This window comes from Amycolatopsis sp. NPDC051071, assembly GCF_040682875.1.
Lineage (GTDB): Bacteria > Actinomycetota > Actinomycetes > Mycobacteriales > Pseudonocardiaceae > Amycolatopsis.
The window spans coordinates 1-21470 of the sequence record NZ_JBFBBY010000055.1 but is presented as its reverse complement, the minus strand read 5'-3'; the positions used below and the strand labels follow the sequence as shown (position 1 = coordinate 21470).

The following is a 21470-nucleotide window of genomic DNA, read 5'->3' as shown; positions in this document are numbered from 1 at the left end:
CGAGCCTCGTCATGCCGTCCGCTTCGGGGCGATGCCGAGTCCCGTGTGCTCGAAGCCCGCCTCGGTGACCGCCGCCGGGTCGAGGAGATTCCTCGCGTCGACGACCACGGCGTCGCCGGTCCCCGCGGCGAGCCGGTCCCAATCGAGATCCCTGAACTCGGCCCACTCGGTGAGCACCACCAGCGCGGCGGCGTCCTTCGCGACCAGATAGGGGTCGTCGACCACCTGCACGAACTCCGCGTCGACGGTGTCGACACCGGGGTCGTAGGCGGTCAGGACGGCGCCGCTCCTGGCGAGTTCTCGCGCGATGGCGAGGGCTGGGGAATCCCGCAGGTCCGCGGTTCCCGCCTTGAACGCCAGTCCCAGCAACCCGATCCGGCACCCCGCGAGCGAGCCGTCCGGACCGCCGGTGATCGCGCATCGGATCTTGCGTACCACCGCGGCCTGCTGGCGAGCGTTGGCCTTCACCGCGTCACGGAGGATGCCGAAGTCGACGCCCGCGTTCTCGGCCGTCCGCAGCAGGGCGGCGGTGTCCTTGGGCAGGCACGAACCACCCCAGCCGGGGCCGGGGGAGAGGAACGCGGGACCGATCCGCGGATCGAGTCCCATCAGCCTGCCGACGTCCCGGATGTCGGCGCCGTGGTGCTCGCAGAGTTCGGCGAGGATGTTCACATAGGACACTTTCAGCGCCAGGAACGCGTTGCTGGCGTACTTCGCCAGTTCCGCGCTCGCCGGATCGGTGAACCACACCGGCGCTCGCGTTCCGTCGTACAACGCGGCGACGCGCTCGGCGGCCCGCCGGTTCCCGGCGGTCGCCCCGAGCACGATCCGGTCGGGGTTCAGGAAGTCTTCGACGGCGTGGCCTTCGCGCAGGAATTCGGGATTGCTCACCACCGGCAGGTCCGGCGTGCCCAGCAGTTCCGGGAGCCGGGTGCCGGTGCCGACCGGGACCGTCGACTTCGTGACCACGACGCAGCCGGACGCGAGCACACCGGGCAGGGCCGTCACGACTTCTTCCAGGACACGGACATCGGCGTCGCCGCCGTCCCCCTGTGGAGTGGGCAGGCACAACAGGACGACGGCCACCTCGGACAGTGCCGCCAGCTCTGTCTCGAACCGCAGCCGTCCGCAATTCAGTCCGTCGTGGACGAGTTCGGTGAGTCCCGGTTCCGCGATCGGAACCTCACCGCGAACCAAAGCGTCCACTTTGGACTGGTCGTTGTCGACGCAGACGACCTCGTGGCCCAGGTGCTTGAGACACGCGGCGCTCGTCAGGCCGACGTAGCCCGCTCCGATGACACCCACCCGGTCAGCCATGGGAGACTCCCGTCCGGAGTAGTTCCTGTGCGGCGGCGATGACACGTTCTTCGCGGAGCAGCAAAAGGCCGGCGTCCGGCCGGTCGGCATGCGGGTCGCCGACGTCTCCCACCCAGAGAACCGTGTGCTGCCGCGCTTCCGACGGCGGACCCCAGCGGCACGGCGGGGTCGGCCCGAACAACAGCACCGACGGCGTCCCGTACGCGGTGGCCAGATGGCCGACGCCGGTATCACCGCAGACGACCAAGGCCGCCTCGGCGACGGTCGCGGCGAGTTCGGCGAGACCGGTGTCGCCCGCGAGAACCGCTTCTTCCGGTAAGCCAGCCGCTTCGGCGACCTCGCGGGCGAGGGGGACCTCGGCGACGTTTCCCGTGACGACCACGCGATGCCGGGTGGCGAGTTCGGCGGCGACCCGCGCGAACCGCTCGGGTGGCCAGCGGCGTGCGGCGTACGCGGCACCAGGGTGGATCACGATCGCGCCGGACGCCGGGCTCGGCCCTGGTGGCGCAGGCAGGGCGAGGTCGGAGCGGTCGGCGGTGATATGCGCGGTTTCGAGCAGCCGGCACCACCGGTCGACCTCGTGGAGATCGTCCTGCCAGTCCAGGCCCTCGACGTCGGGGAAATCCGGATGCCGGTGGGTGATCAGCTCGACCGGGTCCTGTGCGAGGAGGTCGTGGATGCTTTCCGGCCCGCGGCCGTGCAGATTGACCGCCAGCCGCGGCGGCTCGCCGGGCCACGACAAGTCGCCGAGCCCGGCCGTCGGAAGCAGTTCGTCCACCGCGTCGATGAGTTCGACGATGTCACGCAGTCCTTCGGGTGCGGCGAGGACCAGCCGTTCGCCGTCGAAGGCGCGGCGCAACGACCGCAGGGCAGGGACGGCGGTGAGCAGATCGCCGAGGCCGAGCGCACGCAGTACGAGAATCCCGCCGGTCACGGCCAAGACCCTTCTTCCGAGGCACACACCACGAGTTCGCGGACCTCGCAGCCGGGTGGCTGGGACAACGCGAACACCACGGACGCCGTGACGTGTTCGGGCTGGTTGAGTTTCGCGTCCGGCGGTGGTTTGTACTGCTCGGCCCGGTCGTCGAAGAACGCCGTGTGCATACCGCCCGGGACGAGCAGGGTCACCCCGACCCGCCCGGCGAGTTCCATGGCCAGCGCCCTTGTGAACCCGACGACGCCGAATTTCGAGGCACAGTAAGCACTCGCGTCGCCCGCTACGCGCAACCCCAGCGTCGAGGCACAGGTCACGACCGTGCCGTGGCTCCGCCTCAGGTGGGGCAGCGCCGCCCGCACGACCGCGGCGGTGCCGAGCAGGTTGACCTGGATCACGCGTTCCCAGGCCTCCGCGGGTACCTCATCCAGTGCGCCGCAGGCGTCGGTGCCCGCCGCGGTGAAGACGCCGTCGATCCCACCCGCTCGTTCGGCGAGTTCGGCCACGGCGTTCGCGGCGGCGGTGGAATCGGCAAGGTCGGCTTGGACGAAGGCGACGTCTGCGGTGGGCTCCGCACGGTCGATGACGAGGGGTGTGCCACCCGCCTCGCGGACGGCTTCGACGGTCGCGGCGCCGAGTCCGGAGGCGCCGCCGGTGATCAGGATATTACCGAGAGGGCGCATCATGCTCCTTCCGCCGCGGCCACCAACCGGGAGGTGGAGTAGCCGCGGATGGTCGGGATCAGGACGATTTCGCCGCCGTGCCGGTGCACTACGGCGCTTTCGGGTAACTCCGCGTCCGCGTAGTCGCCGCCTTTGACCCAGACGTCGGGGCGCAGGCGGTCCAGCAGCGCGGCGGGATCGGGTTCGTCGAAGATCGCGACGGCGTCGACCGAACTGAGTTCGGTGAGCAGCCGGGCGCGGTCGCGGGCGGTCACGATCGGACGGCCGGGGCCTTTCAGTCCGCGTACCGATTCATCGGAATTGAGGCAGACGACGAGTGCGTCACCCAGTGCCCGTGCCTGCCGCAGCAGGCTCGCGTGCCCGGGATGCAGCAGGTCGAAGCAGCCGCCGGTGGCGACCAGCCTGCCGCCTTCTTCCCGGACCCGCGCGGCCACTTCGAACGCGGAAGTGCCATGGTATCCAGGATTCCGCGGAGCCGCGGTGTCCACAGTGTCCGAAGTGGACAGGGTGGACAGGGTGGCCGCCCCGCCGGTGGCCACGAACCTCGCCGCGGCGTCGACTCCCTTGGCGACGGCCTCGTCGGTGGACTCGCCGTCGAGCAACGCGGCGGCGACCGCCGAGGCGAACCGGTCACCCGCCCCGCAAGTGTCCTTGGCGACGACGCCGGCGGGCGGCCGGAACGTCGTGCAGTGATCGCCGTCGGTCAGGACGGCGCCGTCGGAACCCGTGGTGACGCTGACCGCTTCGGCGGACCAGAGTGCGTGCGTTCGCTTGGCCAGTTCTTCGGCGTCGGACCGGATTTCGGTGAAATGCGCCGCCTCGGCCAGATTCGGCGTCGCCAACCGGACCCCGGCGACGGGCTCGGCGCCGCGTGGATGTGGATCCCACACGATGGGGATCTCGGAAGCCAGTTCGGTGAGCAGCATCCGGACCTCCGGATGGGCGGTCACCCCTCGGCCGTAGTCGGCGACGAGGATCGCGCCCGCGGAACGCAGCGTTTCCTTCACCTCGGGGGAAAGGGGGGAGGTCTCGGCGCGGCCGTCGCCGTTGTCGATGCGGACCAGCGATTGCCCGGCGGCACGCACCCTGGTCTTGGTGACGGTGGTGCCACGCAACGGCATCGGGACCAGCCCGACCTCCCTGGCGAGAAGACCGGCGAGGGTCCGGCCGTCCTGGTCACCACCCAGCGGGGCGACCAGTACGACGTCGGCCGTGGACCGCGCCGCCAGCAGCGCGGCGAGTCCGGCGCCACCCGGACGCCGCCACGTACGCGCCAGATCGACCACCGGAACCGGCGCGTCCGGGCAGAGCCTGCCCGAGGAGCCGTCGAGGTCGATGTCCAGCAGCGCGTCGCCGAGGACGACCAGCGGCCTCATGCCGACACCCCGAGCGCGTCGTCCAGCGCGGTACACAGCGCGTGGACCAAGGCGAGGTGGACTTCCTGCACGGTCGCCGTCGACGGGGCCTCCACCGGGATCGCCTCATGACACAACGCGGCGAGCGGATTCGGGGGCGGGCCGGTCAAGGCCCAGGTCGTCACGCCGAGTTCGTGGGCCGCCTTCGCCGCCGCGACGACGTTCTGGCTGGTGCCGCTGGTCGACAGGCAGACGAGTACGTCGCCGGGGCGCGCGTGCGCGCGGACCTGCCGCGCGAACAACTCGTGTTCGCCGTAGTCGTTGATGATGGCCGTGCCCGCGGAGGTGTCCGCGTGCAGGGCGATCGCCGAGAACGGACGGCGGTCGTCGCGGAACCGGCCGACCAGTTCCCCGGTGAGATGCTGCGCCTCCGCGGCGCTGCCACCGTTGCCGCAGGCGAGCAATCGCCCGCCCGAGGTGAGGACGGCGGCGAGATGCTCACCCCAGTCACGGATCTTCGGTGCCCAAGAAGCGGTTTTCCCGGCTGCCTCGCTCAAAGCGGCGAAGTGTTCTTCGATCACGACACACCTCCAAGGACGTTCAGCTGGTTCACGGGCGGCGGACCACGAAGGGCCCGAGTGCGAGCAGATCGATGGGTGCGGAGCCAAAGCACTCCAGCGCGTCCCTCGGCGAGTCGACCATCGGCCTGCCGGCGGTGTTGAGGCTGGTGTTGACGACCGCGGGGAGCCCGGTCCGCCGTTCGAACGCGCCGAGCATCCTGGCCACCAGCGCGTCGTCGGCGGGATCGACGGTCTGCACCCGGGCGGTACCGTCGACGTGGGTGACCGCGGGGATCCGGTCCCTCCACCGTGGCGCGACGTCGTGCACGAACAGCATGTACGGACTGGGAAGCGGCCCGCGGGAGAACACCTCCGGCGCCCGTTCGGCGAGCACCATCGGCGCTACCGGGCGGAACTGTTCGCGTCCCTTGACGTCGTTGAGCCGTTCGAGATTTTCCTGGTGCCCGGGGTGGGCGAGCAGCGATCGGTGGCCGAGAGCGCGCGGACCGAACTCGGACCGGCCTTGGAACCAGGCCACGATCCGGTCGTCCGCGAGGGCTTCGGCGACGGCCTCGGCGACGTCGTCCGGTCGTTCGTAGCGGACGTTCGCCGTTTTGAGCGCGTTCTCCAGCTGGTCGTCGGACCAGCTCCGGCCGAGATCCGCTCCGGGCATCGGCGCGCCGCGTTCCCCGAATTCGGCGGCGAGCTGCAGTGCCGCGCCGAGTGCGGTGCCCGCGTCCCCGGCGGCGGGCTGGACCCAGACCCGGTCGAACGGGCCTTCGGCATGGATCCGCGTGTTCGCGACACAGTTGAGCGCGATCCCGCCCGCCATCGCCAGATCGGTGTGCCCAGTGCGCTCGTGCAGCCCGTTCGCCAGCTCGAGAAGCACGTTTTCCAGGCAGCGCTGGACACTGGCGGTCAGATCGGCGTGTGCCTGCCCTGGCTCCTGCCCCGGCTCGACGGCCGGTGCGAAAGACGCCCAGTCGATCGGGTCCGTCCGGAAGCCCATGCCGTTGGTGTGGACCTCCTCGGCGATCTGGCCGAGGAAACGGGGCTTTCCGTAGGAGGCCAGCGCCATGACCTTGTATTCGTCGCTGGAGCGGGCGAAGCCGAGGTGTTCGGTCAGGTCCTCGTACATCAGCCCGAGTGAGTGGGGGAGTCGCTGCTCGGCGAGTTCCTCGAATTTGCCGTCGCGGTACTCGCCTGCCAGATACGACGTGCTCTCACCGCGCCCGTCGGCCACCAGCACCGCGCAGTCGTCGAAGGGTGCGGCCAGTGCGGCCGACGCGGCGTGGGCGACGTGATGCCGGACGAACCGGACGATCGAGGGATCGAGGCCGGGCAGGGCCGACTTCAGAAAAGCGGGAGCCCGCCGGGCGAAATCGGTCCGCAGGCCTTCGTTCTTCCCGTCGTGCCCGTCGATCCCCGGCTCGACGAGCGCGGGATCGTAGGAGTACCCGACGGCGTCGAGATCCTGCGGCGCGATACCCGCTTCCGCGAGGCACCACGCGGCTGCCTCGACGGGTTGTTCCCAAGCGGAAAAAGGGACGGGCCGCTTGCCGTGCTTGCGACGGCTGAATCGCTCCTCTTCGGCCGCTGCCACGATCTCGCCGTCGATGACCAGCGCGGCGGCCGGGTCGTGGAAGACGGCGTTGATACCGAGAATGCGCACCGGGCCACCTCTCCGGTCGGGGATGCGGGTCGTGACCCGCCTTACTCCCATAGCGCTACCCGGTGGAGTCGCCGATAAACGAAGCGACGCAAAACCCCAGGACGTCGCTACTCAGTGAAGCGACTCTAGGGGGTGGTTCCGGATGTACCAGTCGATGGTGAGCGGAAGTCCTTGCGCCAGATCGATCTTCGGCGCCCAGCCGAGTTCCCGCCGTGCGAGCGAGATGTCCGGGCAGCGACGGGAGGGATCGTCGACGGCGGCGTCGATGTATTCGATCGCCGACGAGCTGCCGGTGACCGACACGATCTCCTCGGCGATCTGGAGCACGGCGAGTTCGTGGGGATTACCGAGGTTCACCGGCCCCGGAAAGCCGGAGCCCGCGAGCGCGACCAGGCCTCCGACGGTGTCGTCGACGTAGCAGAGAGAGCGTGTCTGCTGTCCGGTTCCGGCCACGGTGAGCGGTTTCCCGCCCAGTGCCTGCGTGATGAACGTCGGGATCATGCGGCCGTCGTCGCACCGCATCCGGGGGCCATAGGTGTTGAAGATCCGGGCGATACCGGTGTTCACCGCGCGCTCGCGGCGGGTGGCCGCGGTGAGCGCTTCGGCATAGCGCTTGGCCTCGTCGTAGACACTGCGCGGGCCGATCGGGTTCACATGTCCCCAGTAGTCCTCGCGCTGCGGATGTTCCCGCGGATCGCCGTAGACCTCGCTGGTCGACGCGAGGACGAACCGGGCGCCGTCGCGTTCGGCGATGGCCAGCGCGTGTTCGGTGCCGTACGAGCCCGCGCGCAAGGTCTCCAGCGGGAGCCGGAAATAGTCCCGCGGCGAGGCGGCCGAAGCCAGGTGGAAGACGACGTCGAACGGGCCCGGCGCGGTGATCGGCACGGTCACGTCCCGCGAGAGCAAGTGGAACGCGGGGTGGTCGAGGAAATGGGCGATATTGCCGGTGTCGGCGGTGGCGAAATTGTCGGCCGCGACCACCTCGGTCCCGTCGTCCAGTAATCGTTCGCACAGGTGCGATCCGACGAAGCCCGCACCTCCGGTCACCAGGGCACGTTCGAATCGTCCGTCCATGAGGACGGGCTACCCGGACAGCCATCCGAAAAAACTTCGTGTGAAGCCGCCGGAGCAGGGTAAGCGTCGGGTATGCGCGCATTGGTGATCGGCTGGGCGAGTTTTCGTCATGGTGAAGCGACCGCGGGCGACGTGCTGAGCATGCGGAAAGTCGATCAAGCACTGTCCGCCATGGGGCTGCCGCACGACCTTGCCTGGAGTCCTGTCTTCCGGCCGGACGACCTGAGTTACGAGGAAGTGGAACCCGGGCGGTACAGCCATGTCGTGTTCGTCTGCGGTCCCGCACAGGGGTGGCAGGTACGTGAGATGCACCAGCGGTTCGCGCATTGCCGCCGGATCGCCGTCGGGGTGTCGGTGATCAATCCGGACGACGACGCGGTCACCGGCTTCGACGAGGTGTTCGCGCGTGACCACGACGGGCTCGCCATCCCGGACCTCTCGGTCGACGTGCCGACCGACGAGGTGCTGGTGGCGGGGGTGATCCTGGCGCCGACGCAGCGCGAGTACGGAGACTTCGCCCGGCACGCGGACGTGCACGCCGCGGTGACCGGATGGATCGCCGGGGTGAACTGTGCCAGGGTGCCGCTCGACACGCGGCTGGCGCCGTCGGACTGGGAGCGCTGTGAGACGCCGGATCAGTTCACGTCGATTGTTTCGCATCTGGACGTCGTGGTCACGACCCGGCTGCACGGTTTGGTACTGAGTCTGCGGTCAGGCGTTCCCGCCTTGGCGATCGACCCGGTCGCGGGTGGCGGCAAGGTCACCGCCCAGGCCGACGCGCTCGGCTGGCCCGCGCTGGTGCCCGCCGAGGAGGCGCACCGGACCGAAGTCCTCGATTCCTGGTGGCGCTGGTGTTCGTCGGTCCAGGGCAGAGCGGTGGCGGCGCTCCGGGCGCTGCCGACGGACAACGAGCTGGTGCGGGACATGGTCGAGGCGCTCAAACCCGGGTCTGCCCGGTGAGCCCGGCACGGACGACGGTTGTGATCGCCACTCGCGACCGGGCGGAAGAACTCGAACGGACGCTGACGGAACTGACGTCGTTGCGCCCTGCGCCGCCGGTCGTGGTGATCGACAACGCTTCGAGTGACGACACCGCGGCCCGCGCGTCCCGGTTCGACGGTGTCCGCGTGGTCAGCCTGCCGGGCAATATCGGTGCGGCGGCCCGGAATCTCGGCGTCGCGCTGGCGCGGACACCCTATGTCGCCTTCAGCGACGACGACTCCTGGTGGGCCGACGACGCGCTCACCGAAGTGGAGCGGCTCCTCGACACCCACGACGACGTCGGACTGGTGGCGGCGAAAACCCTCGTCGGAGAAGAACAACGTGAGGATCCCGTCGTCGTGCTGATGGCTGAAAGTCCACTGGGCAGGCCTGAAGGGCTTCCAGGACCGGTGGTGCTCGGATTCCTTGCCTGCTCCGCGGTCGTCCGGCGAAAGGCTTATCTGCAGGCGGCGGGTTTCAGTCCGTTGCTGCGTTTCGGCGCGGAAGAGAAGCTGCTGTCCTACGACCTCGCCGCGCTGGGCTGGCGACTCTGTTACGTGGAACGGGTGCGGGCTTATCACCACCCGTCGACGGCGCGGCCGTCGGCCGGCTGGCGCCAACGCGTCGAACTCCGGAACGACCTGCTGATCACGGTCATGAGGCGGCCCGTCCGGCAGTGCCTGCTCCAAGTTTTCCAGGCGGTGAAACGCATTCCCCGGGAACCTCACGTCGTCCGCGCGCTAGCCGGCACCGTCCGGAAGCTGCCGCGTGCGCTGGCCGAGCGACGGCCGCTGCCCGCCGGGGTGGAGCACCAGATCCGCGTTCTCGAACAAGCACAGGGAGGCTGAAGTGCAGGACCGGATCACGGTCGTCATGATCACCTACAACCGGCGCGAGCAGCTGCTGGAGACACTCGCGTCGATGATCGCGCTCCCCGACGCGGCGCCGATCGTGCTGGTGGACAACGCCTCCACGGACGGCACAGCGGACGCCGTCGAGCGCAGCTTTCCCTCGGTGCGGCTGATCCGCTCGCCCCGAAACCTCGGAGCCGTGGCCCGCAACGTCGCGGTGGGCGAGGTGACGACGCCCTATGTGGCCTTCTGCGATGACGACACCCGGTGGCAGCCGGACGCGCTGACCCGCGCCGCCGACCACCTCGACCGGTATCCCGGACTCGGCGTGGTGACCGGGCGGTGCCTGGTCGAGCCCAAGCTGAGCGAGGACCCGATCACCCCGGAACTGAGGTATTCCCCGGTTCCCGGGCCGGACTGGCTGCCCGGTCCGGCGTTGCTGGGCGTGATGGCGGGCCTCTCGGCCGTCCGGGTCCGCGCGTTCACCGACGTCGGCGGCTTCTCCGATCGGATGTGGCTCGGGGGAGAAGAGGAACTGTTCGCCCTCGACCTCGCCACCCGTGGCTGGTGGATGTGCTGGGACGAGCAAATGGTCATCCACCATGCCCCGTCGGCCGTCCGTGACCCGCGCCGCCGTCGCCAGCTCGGCATCAGGAACACCCTGTGGACGCTCTGGCTACGTCGTCCGCTCCGGAGTGCTCTGCGGCGGATGGTCACCGTGCTCCGCTCGGCCCCGTTCGACCGGGCGACGGTCGCGGCCGTCGGCGAGGCGGTGCGGGGGCTGCCGTGGGTTTTGCGGGAGCGACAGGTGGTCCCGGCGGAGGTAGAACGCGGGCTGGTCCTGCTGGAGGACTCGCAGCGGAAGTCGGTGGCCCGGCGGTACGTCGGCTGACGACCACCCGGAAGTCGGAAGTCCCGGCCTCAGGACGGCGAAGCGGCGACAGCGACCTCGGTTTCTCCCTGCAAAACCCGCGCATAAGCGCGTACGCAATCGGAAGCCACCCGATCCCAGGAATACCGCGCCCGTACGCGGTCCGCGCCCGCCAGCCCGTACGCCTCACGCAGGGAGGCGTCCTCGAGCAGTCGTCGTAACGCGGTCGCGAGACCCTTGGGATTCTGGGGCGGGACGAGCAGGCCAGTGGCCCCGTCGACCACGGTGTCGGTCAGTCCGCCGACCGCGGCCGCGACCACCGGGACACCGCACGCCATCGCTTCGAGCGGCACGATCCCGAACGGTTCGTACCAGGGAGTGCAGACGACCGCGTCGGCGGAGCGCATGAGCGACGGCATTTCGTCACGTGAAATCTGCCCTGGCATGTGCACGCGGTCGCTCACACCCACCCGCTCGGCGATGGCGCGTAGCCGCCGGGCTTCCTCGTCGTTCTCGAGTTTGCCCGAGCCAGGTCCGCCCGCGATCACGAGTTCGGTGGCGGGCAGCCCGGCCAAAGCGGTGATGACGTTGTCAAAACCCTTGCGGGGTACCAGCCTGCCGACACTGACGATCCGATGTGGAGCGGTGCGAGCGGCGGCGTCGCCGTTGGGAGTGAATCCCTCGAGGTTGACCCCGCAAGGGACGACGGAGGCGCGAGATCGGGGAAGACCTATGCGGACGAGTTCGAAGACCTCGTCCGAACAGGTCGCGATCACCCGATCGGCTCGTTTGGCGATCATCCGCTCCAGCTGGTTCCGCTCCGGCGGGCTGGTGTCGTTTTTGCCCTGGTAGCGTCGTTTCACCACGCCCAGGGCGTGAAAGGTCTGGGCCACCGGGACGCCGATTTCCTTGGCGGCCAGCAGGGAGGCCAGTCCCGACATCCAGAAATGCGCGTGGACCACGTCGGGCCGGTCCTTGCTCCAGCGTGAGCGAAGGAAGCGGGCGAAATCCCCCATATATGGCAGGAGTTCGTCTTTCGGGGTCTTCTTCGGTGGTCCCGCCGGCACATGGACGACGCGGTATCCGTCCGGGGCCTCGACCGTCGCGGGAACGCGGCGGCTCTCGCGACGGGTGTAGACGGTGACGTCGTGGCCTTGACGGCTCAGCGCGGCGGAAAGTTCCGCGACATGGACGTTCTGGCCACCGGCGTCGGCTCCGCCCAGGGCGGCGAGCGGGCTGGCGTGTTCGGAAACCATCGCGATCCTCATCGGACTCCTTCCCTCCGCGCCTGGCGGAGTCAAGCGATCACCTCGGTCAGCAGGGCGTCCCAGCGATTCAGAAACGCGTCGAGCCCGTAGTGGGACAGTGCGAACTCACGCGCGGCTTTTCCAGCCAGGACAGCGAAGTCTGGTTCGTGGATAAGTTCTCGGTACGCCTTCGCGAGTGCTTGGACGTCCGTCGAGATCACTCCGGCGTCAGGAGGTACAGCGAGGACGGCTTCCGTGGTCGCGAGCGCGACGACCGGCGTCCCCAGGTGCATTGCCTCGAGTAACGACAAGCCGAGCGACGTCCAGCGAGCGGTGTGCAGGTACACCCGGCGACGGGCGACTTCGGCATGCAGTCGCGCGGCCGGAAGGTCGCCACCGGCCCACACCGCCCGATGACGGCCGTCGAGTTCCTCACTGCCGATGCCGTAGACGTCCACCGGAGCGATCTCCGCGAACGCGGGCAGGAGATCGGTCCCGGTGATCCGTCCTCGCCGGACGGGCTCGTTGATCATCGCCACCCCATGCGGGATCTCACCCGTGTAGTGGTCACCCGGATCGGGGATGCCGTGCGAGATCACCACGGTCGGTGCGAGACCGGAATCCCACATCAGCTCGTTGAAGTGCGTGACATGCGCCAAGGGGATGTCGTTCCGGTCGGCGAGCGGATGCCGGGTGGTCGCCGCGGACGGCCGTGGGGTGTTGTGCTCGACGAAAACCGCGGGAAGGTCCCCGCCGGGACGACGGCCCAGCCACCGGTCGACCAGGTCGATCTCTTCGGGCCGCTGCAGGACGACCACGTCCGGGTCGAGATCCTTCAACCGGTCGACGGGGACCTCTTCCGCGTTCGGCCAGTCACGGCCGCACAGTCCACGCCCCCACTGCCCGCCTTCGGGCAGCAAGGGCAAGTAATAACGGTGAGGCCCGCGCACGAAGGACTCCGCCCAGGAACCGTGGACGTGCCACAGGAGAATCCGCAGCGGCGCCTGTTTCGTCATGCACAGGGGATTTCCCTTATCCGCCAAACTAAACGTGCGTTCGTGGCCCAACGTCGAATCACCCGGACTGGGGATCCGTGTCGTCATGGGGGTCGCCGGAAGAAGTACCCTGTTCGCCCCGGATTTCCTGACGCTCCTCGTCGTCGGTAATCTTTCCGCTGCCTGATTCGGCCCCTTCGGGCTGCTGCGCGGCCTTCTCCTTGCCGGTGTCGTCACCCATGAGAAACCTCCTTGTGGTCCTTTCCCGGCGACTACCCGCCAAGCGTCGGTTCAATCCTGTTCCGTCCGGCGAATTCTCCGGCCACTGTGGACGTTTGGCACCGCACGACGGTGGTAGCCGGAAGCACGATCGGCGAAGCGGAGGAGCCATGACCGGAATCACCAGTAGCGCCAGACCCCTCGCCCCGCCGCGGCTAAGACTGTTCCGGCCGCCCGGCGTCTACCGGCCGCAGGACGACACGTGGTTCCTGGCGTCCGCCTTGCACGCGTCCGGGATGCCGTCCGGTGCTCGCGTGCTCGACTTGTGCGCGGGCACCGGTGCCTTGGCACTGACGGCCGCGACGAGCGGTGCCGCTTCGGTGACCGCCGTGGACATCTCCCGCCGGGCGCTGGCCGCGGTCTGGACGAACGCGCGCCTGCGCCGGCTGCCGATCCGCCCGCTGCGGGGAAGCCTCGCGGAAGCTGCTCGCGGTGGGCCGTACGATGTCGTGCTGGCGAATCCGCCGTATGTCCCCTGCCCGAAACCCGCGAGCGGGGCCGCGCGGGCGTGGGACGCCGGTCCGGACGGACGCGTCGTGCTGGACCAGCTGTGTTCCGAAGTGGCTTCGATGCTGGCACCTCAAGGTTTTCTGCTCCTCGTCCATTCCGCGGTGGCCGATGTGGACAAATCGCTTTCGCAGCTGCGTGCGTCGGGTCTCTCCGCGACCGTGGTGGCGGCCCGGCCGATCCTGTTCGGACCGGTGATGCGGGCGCGGGCAGTCTTCCTCGAAGAAGCGGGCCTGATCGCGGCCGGGCAGCAGCACGAAGAACTGGTGGTGATCCGTGCCGAGCGGCCGTAAGACCCGGGTCCGGATCGAGCCCGGTGGGCCCCTCCTGGTGGAGGGGCCCGTCGAGGTCGTCACGGGCGACGGCGAGACGGTGACCTCGGATCGGTTCGTGGTCGCCCTTTGCGCCTGCCGTCGCAGCAAGCGCTACCCGTTCTGCGACACCAGCCACCGCCGAAGGTCACGGCAGACGCAGCGGCCTGAGCAAGGAGGACTCACCGAGTGACCAGCACCGCATGAGGTGGTCACTCAGCCGGTCCTCCAGCAGTCCGGTGGCCTGGATGCCGAACGCGATGTCCGCCGCCAAACCGGGTTCCCGCTTCAGCAGGTCACCGATGACGTCGTGTCGCAGCACCTGTTCGTGGACGGCGTCGGCCTCGATGTGCTCGGTATAGAAATAGCGGCATTCCTTCGCCCCGCCGAGCCGTCGCAACGCCTCGTCCATCCGGCGGGCGGCGGGCGCGGTGGTGATCTCGGCGCTGGCGAAATGCCCGACGAGCGCGCCACGCAGGCTCCGGTGCAGGCCGAACAGCGACATCATGTTCACCGTCGCGAGCGTGTGGGCCGGGACGTGGTCGAGGTAGGCGAGGTAGCCGTCGGACAGGCCCGCGGCGGTCAGCAGATCCGCGAACAGCTGGGAATGCGCCTGCTCGGCCCGCCCGCCCCCGAACTCGTCGAATTCGACGGCGACCAGCGCGGCCTTGGCCCGCCCCCGCAGCCGCGGGATCACCCACGCGTGGGGATCGGCCTCCTTCAGGTGGTAGATCGAGCGGTGGGCGAAGTACTCCTCGACGTGCCACCACGCGCCGTCGTCACGGAGGAAGTGCGAGACCCCGTTTCCGTCGGCGGGCTCGATCAGCAATTCGTCGAGCAGCGCCTCGACGTCTTCCCCGCCGGGAACGGCCTGGCGGAGGCCGTCGAGGAACACGCGCTCCAGGGCGGCGCGGAAGGCGAGCAGTGAAATGTCCCATTCCCAGTCCGCGTCCACCTCGGCGAAGCCCTGGTAGTGCAGTTCGTAGCAGACGTGCAACGCCAGCTGCAGATCTTCACCGAACGGGTCCGCGCCGACGGCCGCGTCGAGATCGAAGTCATCTCGGCGACCACCCGCCAGGGTGTCCACCACGGCCGCGGACAGCGGGCCGCGGATCTGCGGCAGCCTCGCGGCCACCTCAAGATCGGAAGTCGTCATGGGCGGCGGATACCCACGGTCAGGCGTGCGGAACCGTTTCTTCGGTGAGCATCCGCAATACCGCGATATCGCCGTCGACGGCCGCCCGGCGTTGCCGTTCGGCGCCGGTGCCTTCGTTCTCCAGTCGTTCGAAGAGTGGCCGCACCAAGGCGAGGTCGCCCGTCTCCTCCAGCGCCGGGCCGGTGTGCGCCAGCAGCGAGGCGGCCCGGTCGGTGGCCGGAATCGTCTTCCCGGCCACCGGATCGACGGCCGGACCCGACAGGCCGTGCCGGCTGGCCGACCACACCGCGGCGGCGGCGATCTGCGGATCCAGCGGTTCGGCCTCGACACCGCGGTCCAGCGCGGCGAGCGCGGTGCGCACCAGCGCGCGGGTCAGCAATGCCTGCAGCACCGCTTCGTCCACAGTGGACGCCGTATCGGCGGCTCGTACCTCGACCGTCGGCCAGCGCGACGACGGGCGCGCGAGCCAGAACGTCTGGCGCTCGTCCACGAGCACACCGCAGTCCACCAGACGGTCCACCTGCCGGTCGTATTCGGCGCCGTCGGTGAAGTACGGCGGGAGGCCCGAACCGGGGAACCGGCTCTGCTCCACCATCCGCCAGCTGTCATAGCCGGTGTCTTGGCCTTGGTGGAACGGCGAATTGCCGGACAGGGAGAGCAGGGTGGGCAGCCAAGGCGACAGATGGTTCACGACGGCGACCGCGACCTCGCGATCGGGTACGCCGACATGAACGTGACATCCGCAAGCCTCGTACGCCTTGACGACTCCGGCGTAGAGCTCGTCGACCTCGCCGAACCGGTCGCCGGTCTCGTAGTGGCGATCCGGCGAGGCCCGCAGGGGAGTACCGGAGGCGATGATCGCGCAATCCTCCTGCGCGGCAGCCTCGGCGAGAGTGCGCCGTCCCGCGATCAGATGCCGGTACAGCTCGTCGGCCGTCTCGCAGACGCCGGTGGCGGCTTCGATCTGGGTCGGCCGCAGTTCGCGGTGCACGGCGGAGCCGTCGGGCAGCCGGCAGCAGGCATGGTGCCGTGTGATCACCGCCTCGGCGCGTGGGCAGCTCACCCCGGTTCGCGGGTCGACCAGCAGGAACTCCTCTTCGACACCGATGCCGGTCATCACCGCTCCCGTTTCTTCGCCAGCGCGCGCACGGCCGGTCCTTGGATGACCGAGCCATCGAGGTCGAACCGTGAGCCGTGGCAAGGGCAGTCCCAGGTCTTCTCAGCGTTGTTGAACGCGACCAGGCAGCCGAGGTGGGTGCAGTGGGCGCCGACGGCGTGCAGTTCGCCGCCCGGATCCCGATACGCGGCGACGAGTTCGCCGCCGTCACGGGTGACCTTGGCCTCGCCGGGGGCCAGTTCGTCAAGGGAGGCGGGCTTCCGCAGGGCGCTGACGTGGTCACCGATCAGGAATTTCGCGACCGTCACGTTGTTTTCGACGGTGGTGATCGCGGACCGGAGGTCGAAGCGGTTCGGGTCGTACAGGCTCGCCGCGGGATTCTCCCTGCCGGTCAGCAGATCTCCCAGCAGAAGTCCGGCGGCGGTGCCGCCTGTCATACCCCACTGCCCGAAGCCGGTGGCGACCCAAAGGTGACGGCTCGCCGGATGATAGCGCCCGACGTACGGCACGGAGTCCAAAGTGGACAGATCATGCGCGGACCAGCGGTGGGTCACGCGACCGACACCGGCGTGACGGCCCGCCCAGCTCGCCAAACGTTCGTAACGGCTCTCGACGTCGACCGAATCGCCGACGCGGTAATGCTCACCACCCGCGACCGCGTACGGGACGCCGTCGTTCGAGTAGCCGCGCACGGAATGATGGGTGTCCGCGTCGAGGAACATCCCGTCCGGTAGCCGGTTCCCTTCGACGGGGCCTGCCACCACGAGGTCGCGTACCGGATCCAGCCGGGCGAAGAACAGGCCGCGGTCCAGGATCGGATAGTGGGTCGCGACCACGACCTCATTCGCCCGGACCTCGCCGCGGCCGGTGCGCACCCGGACACCACCGCGCTCGTCGACACCGTCCGCGCGGACGCCCTCCACGATCGTGCCGCCCACCCGTTCGATCTCGCCGGCAAGGCCGAGCAGCCACCGGCGAGGGTGGAAATGGGCCTGTGCGGTGAATTTGACCGCTCCGATCGCGGGCACGTCGAGATCGACCTCGGTGCCGAAGGTCGCGGGGAGACCTGCTTCGGCGGCGGCCTCCGCTTCCCGCTCGAGACTTTCCACGGTTTCGGGCTTGGTCGTGTACACGAAGCTGTCGGCGCGGGTGAAGCCGCAGTCGATGCCGAGTTCGGCCGACGCGGCCGCGATCCACTCCAGGGCCGAGGTCTGGCTGCGGGCGTAGATCGCGGCGGCTTCGGTGCCTTTGGTCTTGGCCAGCGTGGCGTACTTCAACCCGTGCTGGGTGCTGACCTTCGCCGTGGTGTGCCCGGACACCCCCGCCGCGAGCCGGCCCGCCTCCAGAACCAGTACCGACCGTCCCGCACGGGCGAGACGGTAGGCCGTGGTCAGCCCGGCGATACCGCCGCCGAGCACGGCGACGTCGACCTTCGACGGCAGCGGGGTGCCGCTCCGATCGGGAGCGGGTGCGGTATCGATCCACAGTGAACGTGTGCCGGGCGACTCCGTCATGGTGCCCGGATTCCCGGACGACAACGTCGCCAAACCAGCGTCAGCCGGGTTTTCGGCGACGATGGCGCGGGTAGCCGTCGTCCATGAACACACCCTCCAAGCCCCCTGAGGAGAAGAACGTCTTCGTGATCGGCCTCGACGAAGGCAACGAAGCGGTACTGCGGCGGATCCCAGGCGCGGACCGGTACCGGTTTCATCCCTTGCTGTCAGTCGAGGAACTCCAGTACGGCGAGATCCCGATCATCGAACTCATGGAGAAGGCACAAGCGCGGTTGGACGCTTTCCCCGGTTCGATCGACGCGATCGTCAGCTACTGGGATTTCCCGGCTTCGACGATGGTGGCGATGCTGTGCGAGAAGTACGACCTTCCCGGCGTGTCACTCGAAGCGGTGCTCAAATGCGAGCACAAATACTGGAGTCGGCTCGAACAGACGAAGGTGATCGACGAGGTGCCGCCGTTCGGCATCGTCGATCTGGGACAAGACGACCCTCGGCCACCTGAGGAGGTCGACTACCCCATGTGGCTCAAACCGGTGAAGTCCTTCTCGTCCGAACTGGCGTTCCATGTCGCCGACGAGGATGAGTTCGCCCACGCGGTGGCCGAGATCCGGGAAGGAGTCGACCGGGTCGGCGAACCCTTCGACCTCATCCTCGGCAAGGTCGAGCTTCCGGTGGAAGTGGCCGACGCGGGAGGAGCGGCGTGCCTCGCGGAAGGCGAACTCACCGGGGTGCAGGCCGCGACCGAGGGATACGTCCACAACGGGCGGGTGACGATGTACGGAGTACTCGATTCGATCAATTATCCCGACTCCGCGTGCTTCCTGAGACATCAGTACCCGTCGCAGCTGCCCGGCGACGCGGTCGAGCGGATGAAGGAGATCTCGGTCCGGGTGATGGAACAGATCGGGTTCGACAACGCCACCTTCAGCATCGAGTTCTTCTGCCATCCCGAATCCGGGCAGGCCTGCCTGCTGGAGATCAATCCGAGGCATTCGCAGTCCCACGCGGAACTGTTCGAGTACGTCGACGGCGTGGCGAACCACCAGATCATGGTGCGGCTGGGACTCGGCCTGGATCCGGGGGAGCGGGGGCGGCACGGTGACTACCGGATCGCGGGAAAGTGGTACCACCGCCGCTTCCGCGACGGTGTGGTCACCCGCGTGCCCACCAAGGGCGAGATCGCGGACCTGGAGGCGGAGATCCCCGGCGTCAAGATCGAAGTGGTGCCGGAGGAGGGCACGCGGCTCTCGGACATGCCGGCGCAGGACAGCTACAGCTACGAACTCGCGCACCTGTTCGTCGCGGCGCAGACCCAGCGCGAGATGGAACAGAAATATCACCGGTGCGTCGAGGCGCTGCGGTTCGACTTCGAGGACGGATAGGCCCCGCGTTGTTCGTGACGTGGGTGGACAGGAGCACCGCGGGCATGTTGGGCTGAGCCCGGCCGAACCCGGCGTGGTCGGCTGTTTCTGTCCCTGCGACGTCGAGGAGCGACGCCCTGAGCCTGTCGGAGTACCTCCGAGAGAACTGGATCGACGTCGTCAACGACGCGATCTTGCACGTCGATCTCACCCTGGCGGCGATGGCACTGGCCGTGCTGGTCGGTATGACGATCGGCTTGCTCACCTACCGGCGGCGGTGGCTCGGCTCGATGGCGACCACGACGACGGCGGCGTTCCTGACCGTCCCGTCGATCGCGCTGCTGGGCATCCTGATCGGCCCGTTCGGGCTGGGGCTGACGAATGTCCTGTTCGCACTGGTGCTCTACGCCCTTCTGCCGATCACACGCAACACGATCGTCGGACTGCGTGGCGTCGACCCGGCCGTAGTGGACGCGGCGCGGGGGATGGGTCTCGGCCGCCTGCGGCTGCTGTTTCGCGTGCGACTGCCACTCGCCTGGCCGGTGATCCTTTCCGGTATCCGGGTCTCGACGCAGATCACGATCGGTATCGCGGCCATCGGCGCGTACGTCAAGGGCCCCGGCCTCGGCAACCAGATCTTCGACGGGCTCGGCCGGTTCGGCTCGGCCAACTCCCTGAACCAGGTCCTCACCGGAACGCTCGGGATCATGGTGCTGGCGCTGCTGTTCGACCTGGCCTTCGTGGTGGTCGGCAAGCTGACCACCCGGCGACGTCCCCGTGCCGGCCGAGCGGCGGCTCCAGCGGCTCCGGCGAAATCGGGGGCAGCCGCCGGAATGGGCGGTGAGACGATCGAGTTGCGGGACGTCGGCAAGCACTACCCCGGACAAGCGGTACCGGCGGTCGAACGCCTGACGATGCGTATCCCCGCGGGCGAAATCGTCGTGCTGACCGGTCCGTCGGGCTGCGGCAAGACCACGACCATGCGGATGATCAACCGGCTCGTCGAGCCCACCGCGGGCGTCGTCACGATCGGCGGCACGGACGTGTCGGCGCTCGACCTCGACGAACACCGGCGCAACACCGGCTACGTCATCCAGCAGGTCGGGCTCTTCCCGCATCTGCGGGTGGACGCCAACATCGGCGTGGTGCCGCGGATGCTTGGCTGGACCCGGCGACGCGTCGCCGACCGTGTGCGCGAGCTGCTCGACGTCGTCGGCCTGACCCGCGAGCACGGCATCCGGTACCCGCGTGAGCTTTCCGGCGGTCAGCAGCAGCGTGTCGGGGTGGCGCGGGCGATGGCCGCGGACCCGCCGGTCATGCTGATGGACGAGCCGTTCGGCTCCACCGACCCGATCACCCGCGCCCGGTTGCAGGACGAATTCCTTCGCCTGCAACGGGAAGTGCGCAAAACGATTGTGTTCGTCACACACGACTTCGACGAGGCGCTGAAGGTCGGCGACCGGATCGCCGTGCTGCGGCCGCGGTCGGTGATCGCGCAGTACGATACGCCTCAGGCGATCCTCGCCGCCCCGGCGGACGATTACGTCGCGAGCTTCGTCGGCTCGAAACGGAACCTGAAGCGGCTCGCGCTGATCCGGGTGGGTGACCTGGAGCTCCGGCCCGCGACCGGGCCGGACGGCCTGCCTCCGGTCCGGCCCGACGACACCCTGCGGGACGTGCTGGACGTGATGGTGCGGACCGGCAGCACCGCGGTCGTGGTCACCGAGGACGGCACCGCGCGGCCGCTGGGAGTGTGCGACGTGCCCAGCCTCGTCGCGGCACTGAAAACCACCGACGAGGCACCCGCGCCCGCGATCCCGGACACAGAAGAGGCGCCTGTCGCGGGTCCGGACACCACGGTGTCCGCGCGGCCTCGTCGGCGCCGGCTCGGGCTGCTGGTGCGCCCGGTCCTGCTGACCCTCGCCTTGCTGGCGCTCTTCCTGATCGTGCGTGCGCATCCGATCGACTCGATCGAACAGCGTTTCCTCAACGCCGGTGAGATCTTCACCGAACTGGGCGCGCACCTGCGGCTCACCGGGATCTCGACGGCGTGCACCATCGCCATCGCCCTCCCGCTCGGCATCCTGCTCACTCGCGCCGGTGCCCGCTGGGCCCGGCCGATCGGCCTGGGGCTGGGCAACCTCGGCCAGGCGATCCCGTCGATCGGGCTCGTCGTACTGCTCGCGCTCTGGATCGGCACGGGTACCGCGACGGCGGTGACGGCGCTCGTCGTCTACGCGACCTTGCCGGTGCTGCGGAACACGATCGTCGGGCTCGACGGCGTCGACCCGACCCTCGTCGACGCCGCGCGTGGCATGGGCATGGGCAAGACGGCCATCCTGTGGCGGATCGAACTGCCGCTGGCCGTCCCGGTGATTCTCGCCGGGATCCGGACCGCGCTGGTGCTCACCGTCGCGAGCGCGACGCTGGCGACGTTCATCGACGGCGGTGGTCTCGGCGGCGGGCTTGTCGCCGGGATCGGGCTGTACCGCCCGATCCTGAGCTTGACCTTCGGCATCATCGTCGCCGTACTGGCGCTCTTCGTCGACTGGCTGGGGCTGGTCGCCGAGGAGATCCTGCATCCGCGCGGCTTTTAGGGCGTGTCTGACAAATCTCGTTCGTGGTCTTCGCGCCCAGGTGGTTCCTGGCGGCGCGGGCCCTTCGGCCGAGTACACCCAGTACGAG

The 21470-nt window shown here is 69.0% G+C and carries 20 protein-coding genes and 2 pseudogenes; 9 read left to right on the top strand and 13 right to left on the bottom strand.

What is annotated here, in order from left to right:
* Positions 1-9 precede the first annotated feature (9 nt).
* The 7 genes from AB0M65_RS19360 to AB0M65_RS19330 all read right to left on the bottom strand — a co-directional run bounded on the left by AB0M65_RS19360 (position 10) and on the right by AB0M65_RS19330 (position 7595).
* Entirely contained in the window at positions 10-1317 is a 1308-nt protein-coding gene (locus AB0M65_RS19360) for a UDP-glucose/GDP-mannose dehydrogenase family protein (RefSeq protein WP_364029048.1), read from the bottom strand.
* Positions 1310-2257, bottom strand: coding sequence for a glycosyltransferase family 9 protein (locus tag AB0M65_RS19355; RefSeq protein WP_364029046.1), 948 nt, complete (start codon positions 2255-2257; stop codon positions 1310-1312). The genes AB0M65_RS19360 and AB0M65_RS19355 overlap by 8 nt, the downstream gene beginning before the upstream one ends.
* Entirely contained in the window at positions 2248-2934 is a 687-nt protein-coding gene (locus AB0M65_RS19350; protein ID WP_364029100.1) for an SDR family oxidoreductase, read from the bottom strand. The genes AB0M65_RS19355 and AB0M65_RS19350 overlap by 10 nt, the downstream gene beginning before the upstream one ends.
* The gene (locus tag AB0M65_RS19345) at positions 2934-4310 is read right to left on the bottom strand and encodes a PfkB family carbohydrate kinase (protein WP_364029044.1); all 1377 of its coding nucleotides are present in this window, start codon (positions 4308-4310) and stop codon (positions 2934-2936) included. Before AB0M65_RS19345 ends, AB0M65_RS19350 begins: the two co-directional genes overlap by 1 nt.
* Complete coding sequence (locus tag AB0M65_RS19340) at positions 4307-4870, bottom strand: SIS domain-containing protein (RefSeq protein ID WP_364029042.1); 564 nt, start codon at positions 4868-4870, stop codon at positions 4307-4309. The genes AB0M65_RS19345 and AB0M65_RS19340 overlap by 4 nt, the downstream gene beginning before the upstream one ends.
* 28 nt (positions 4871-4898) lie before the next feature.
* On the bottom strand, positions 4899-6521 hold the full coding sequence (locus AB0M65_RS19335; protein ID WP_364029040.1) for a carbamoyltransferase C-terminal domain-containing protein: 1623 nt from the start codon (positions 6519-6521) through the stop codon (positions 4899-4901).
* A gap of 111 nt (positions 6522-6632) precedes the next feature.
* Positions 6633-7595 carry an NAD-dependent epimerase/dehydratase family protein gene (locus AB0M65_RS19330; RefSeq protein ID WP_364029038.1) on the bottom strand — a complete coding sequence of 321 codons (963 nt, stop codon included), beginning with the start codon at positions 7593-7595 and terminating at the stop codon, positions 6633-6635.
* A 72-nt stretch (positions 7596-7667) separates the two neighbouring features.
* Between AB0M65_RS19330 and AB0M65_RS19325 the strand changes: the two genes are divergently transcribed.
* The 3 genes from AB0M65_RS19325 to AB0M65_RS19315 are packed head-to-tail and all read left to right on the top strand — an operon-like array spanning position 7668 to position 10319.
* Entirely contained in the window at positions 7668-8555 is an 888-nt protein-coding gene (locus AB0M65_RS19325; RefSeq protein WP_364029036.1) for a polysaccharide pyruvyl transferase family protein, read from the top strand.
* Positions 8552-9424, top strand: a complete 873-nt coding sequence (locus AB0M65_RS19320) for a glycosyltransferase (protein ID WP_364029034.1) — start codon at positions 8552-8554, stop codon at positions 9422-9424. The genes AB0M65_RS19325 and AB0M65_RS19320 overlap by 4 nt, the downstream gene beginning before the upstream one ends.
* A gap of 1 nt (position 9425) precedes the next feature.
* Positions 9426-10319, top strand: a complete 894-nt coding sequence (locus AB0M65_RS19315; protein WP_364029032.1) for a glycosyltransferase — start codon at positions 9426-9428, stop codon at positions 10317-10319.
* 29 nt (positions 10320-10348) lie between these two features.
* Here AB0M65_RS19315 and AB0M65_RS19310 read toward each other — a convergent pair whose 3' ends face one another.
* The 3 genes from AB0M65_RS19310 to AB0M65_RS19300 are packed head-to-tail and all read right to left on the bottom strand — an operon-like array spanning position 10349 to position 12781.
* On the bottom strand, positions 10349-11566 hold the full coding sequence (locus AB0M65_RS19310; protein ID WP_364029030.1) for a glycosyltransferase: 1218 nt from the start codon (positions 11564-11566) through the stop codon (positions 10349-10351).
* A 29-nt stretch (positions 11567-11595) separates the two neighbouring features.
* Complete coding sequence (locus tag AB0M65_RS19305) at positions 11596-12561, bottom strand: glycosyltransferase (protein WP_364029028.1); 966 nt, start codon at positions 12559-12561, stop codon at positions 11596-11598.
* A 58-nt stretch (positions 12562-12619) separates the two neighbouring features.
* Entirely contained in the window at positions 12620-12781 is a 162-nt protein-coding gene (locus AB0M65_RS19300) for a hypothetical protein (RefSeq protein WP_364029026.1), read from the bottom strand.
* 148 nt (positions 12782-12929) lie between these two features.
* Between AB0M65_RS19300 and AB0M65_RS19295 the strand changes: the two genes are divergently transcribed.
* Positions 12930-13619, top strand: a complete 690-nt coding sequence (locus AB0M65_RS19295; protein WP_364029024.1) for a HemK2/MTQ2 family protein methyltransferase — start codon at positions 12930-12932, stop codon at positions 13617-13619.
* Positions 13603-13830, top strand: a complete 228-nt coding sequence (locus AB0M65_RS19290; protein ID WP_364029022.1) for a CDGSH iron-sulfur domain-containing protein — start codon at positions 13603-13605, stop codon at positions 13828-13830. Before AB0M65_RS19295 ends, AB0M65_RS19290 begins: the two co-directional genes overlap by 17 nt.
* Here AB0M65_RS19290 and AB0M65_RS19285 read toward each other — a convergent pair.
* From AB0M65_RS19285 to AB0M65_RS19275, 3 genes are read right to left on the bottom strand one after another with little or no spacing between them, the layout of a single operon-like run.
* The gene (locus AB0M65_RS19285) at positions 13786-14793 is read right to left on the bottom strand and encodes an iron-containing redox enzyme family protein (protein ID WP_364029020.1); all 1008 of its coding nucleotides are present in this window, start codon (positions 14791-14793) and stop codon (positions 13786-13788) included. The genes AB0M65_RS19290 and AB0M65_RS19285 overlap by 45 nt on opposite strands.
* A gap of 19 nt (positions 14794-14812) precedes the next feature.
* On the bottom strand, positions 14813-15910 hold the full coding sequence (locus AB0M65_RS19280; RefSeq protein WP_364029018.1) for a glutamate--cysteine ligase: 1098 nt from the start codon (positions 15908-15910) through the stop codon (positions 14813-14815).
* Positions 15910-17424 (bottom strand): FAD-dependent oxidoreductase, encoded by a 1515-nt coding sequence (locus AB0M65_RS19275; RefSeq protein ID WP_364029016.1) that lies wholly within the window; start codon positions 17422-17424, stop codon positions 15910-15912. Before AB0M65_RS19275 ends, AB0M65_RS19280 begins: the two co-directional genes overlap by 1 nt.
* 83 nt (positions 17425-17507) lie before the next feature.
* On the opposite strand from AB0M65_RS19275, the gene AB0M65_RS19270 reads away from it, so the two are divergent.
* The 4 genes and pseudogenes from AB0M65_RS19270 (at position 17508) to AB0M65_RS19255 (ending at position 21382) form a co-directional block, all read left to right on the top strand.
* The gene (locus AB0M65_RS19270; RefSeq protein ID WP_364029014.1) at positions 17508-18806 is read left to right on the top strand and encodes an ATP-grasp domain-containing protein; all 1299 of its coding nucleotides are present in this window, start codon (positions 17508-17510) and stop codon (positions 18804-18806) included.
* Positions 18807-19006: 200 nt separating this feature from the next.
* A pseudogene (locus AB0M65_RS19265) lies at positions 19007-19477 on the top strand (ABC transporter permease subunit); the annotation flags it as partial.
* A gap of 141 nt (positions 19478-19618) precedes the next feature.
* Positions 19619-20401: pseudogene (locus AB0M65_RS19260) on the top strand (ATP-binding cassette domain-containing protein); the annotation flags it as partial.
* Positions 20402-20473: 72 nt separating this feature from the next.
* Positions 20474-21382 carry an ABC transporter permease gene (locus AB0M65_RS19255; protein WP_364029098.1) on the top strand — a complete coding sequence of 303 codons (909 nt, stop codon included), beginning with the start codon at positions 20474-20476 and terminating at the stop codon, positions 21380-21382.
* Positions 21383-21470 lie beyond the last annotated feature (88 nt).

Bases quoted from the DNA above. Each gene is read 5' to 3' on its own strand.
- AB0M65_RS19360 (WP_364029048.1), bottom strand. From the start codon at position 1,317: ATGGCTGACCGGGTGGGTGTCATCGGAGCGGGCTACGTCGGCCTGACG.
- AB0M65_RS19350 (WP_364029100.1), bottom strand. From the start codon at position 2,934: ATGCGCCCTCTCGGTAATATCCTGATCACCGGCGGCGCCTCCGGACTC.
- AB0M65_RS19345 (WP_364029044.1), bottom strand. From the start codon at position 4,310: ATGAGGCCGCTGGTCGTCCTCGGCGACGCGCTGCTGGACATCGACCTC.
- AB0M65_RS19330 (WP_364029038.1), bottom strand. From the start codon at position 7,595: ATGGACGGACGATTCGAACGTGCCCTGGTGACCGGAGGTGCGGGCTTC.
- AB0M65_RS19325 (WP_364029036.1), top strand. From the start codon at position 7,668: ATGCGCGCATTGGTGATCGGCTGGGCGAGTTTTCGTCATGGTGAAGCG.
- AB0M65_RS19310 (WP_364029030.1), bottom strand. From the start codon at position 11,566: ATGAGGATCGCGATGGTTTCCGAACACGCCAGCCCGCTCGCCGCCCTG.
- AB0M65_RS19305 (WP_364029028.1), bottom strand. From the start codon at position 12,561: ATGACGAAACAGGCGCCGCTGCGGATTCTCCTGTGGCACGTCCACGGT.
- AB0M65_RS19300 (WP_364029026.1), bottom strand. From the start codon at position 12,781: ATGGGTGACGACACCGGCAAGGAGAAGGCCGCGCAGCAGCCCGAAGGG.
- AB0M65_RS19295 (WP_364029024.1), top strand. From the start codon at position 12,930: ATGACCGGAATCACCAGTAGCGCCAGACCCCTCGCCCCGCCGCGGCTA.
- AB0M65_RS19285 (WP_364029020.1), bottom strand. From the start codon at position 14,793: ATGACGACTTCCGATCTTGAGGTGGCCGCGAGGCTGCCGCAGATCCGC.
- AB0M65_RS19280 (WP_364029018.1), bottom strand. From the start codon at position 15,910: ATGACCGGCATCGGTGTCGAAGAGGAGTTCCTGCTGGTCGACCCGCGA.
- AB0M65_RS19275 (WP_364029016.1), bottom strand. From the start codon at position 17,424: ATGACGGAGTCGCCCGGCACACGTTCACTGTGGATCGATACCGCACCC.
- AB0M65_RS19270 (WP_364029014.1), top strand. From the start codon at position 17,508: ATGAACACACCCTCCAAGCCCCCTGAGGAGAAGAACGTCTTCGTGATC.
- AB0M65_RS19255 (WP_364029098.1), top strand. From the start codon at position 20,474: ATGGTGCGGACCGGCAGCACCGCGGTCGTGGTCACCGAGGACGGCACC.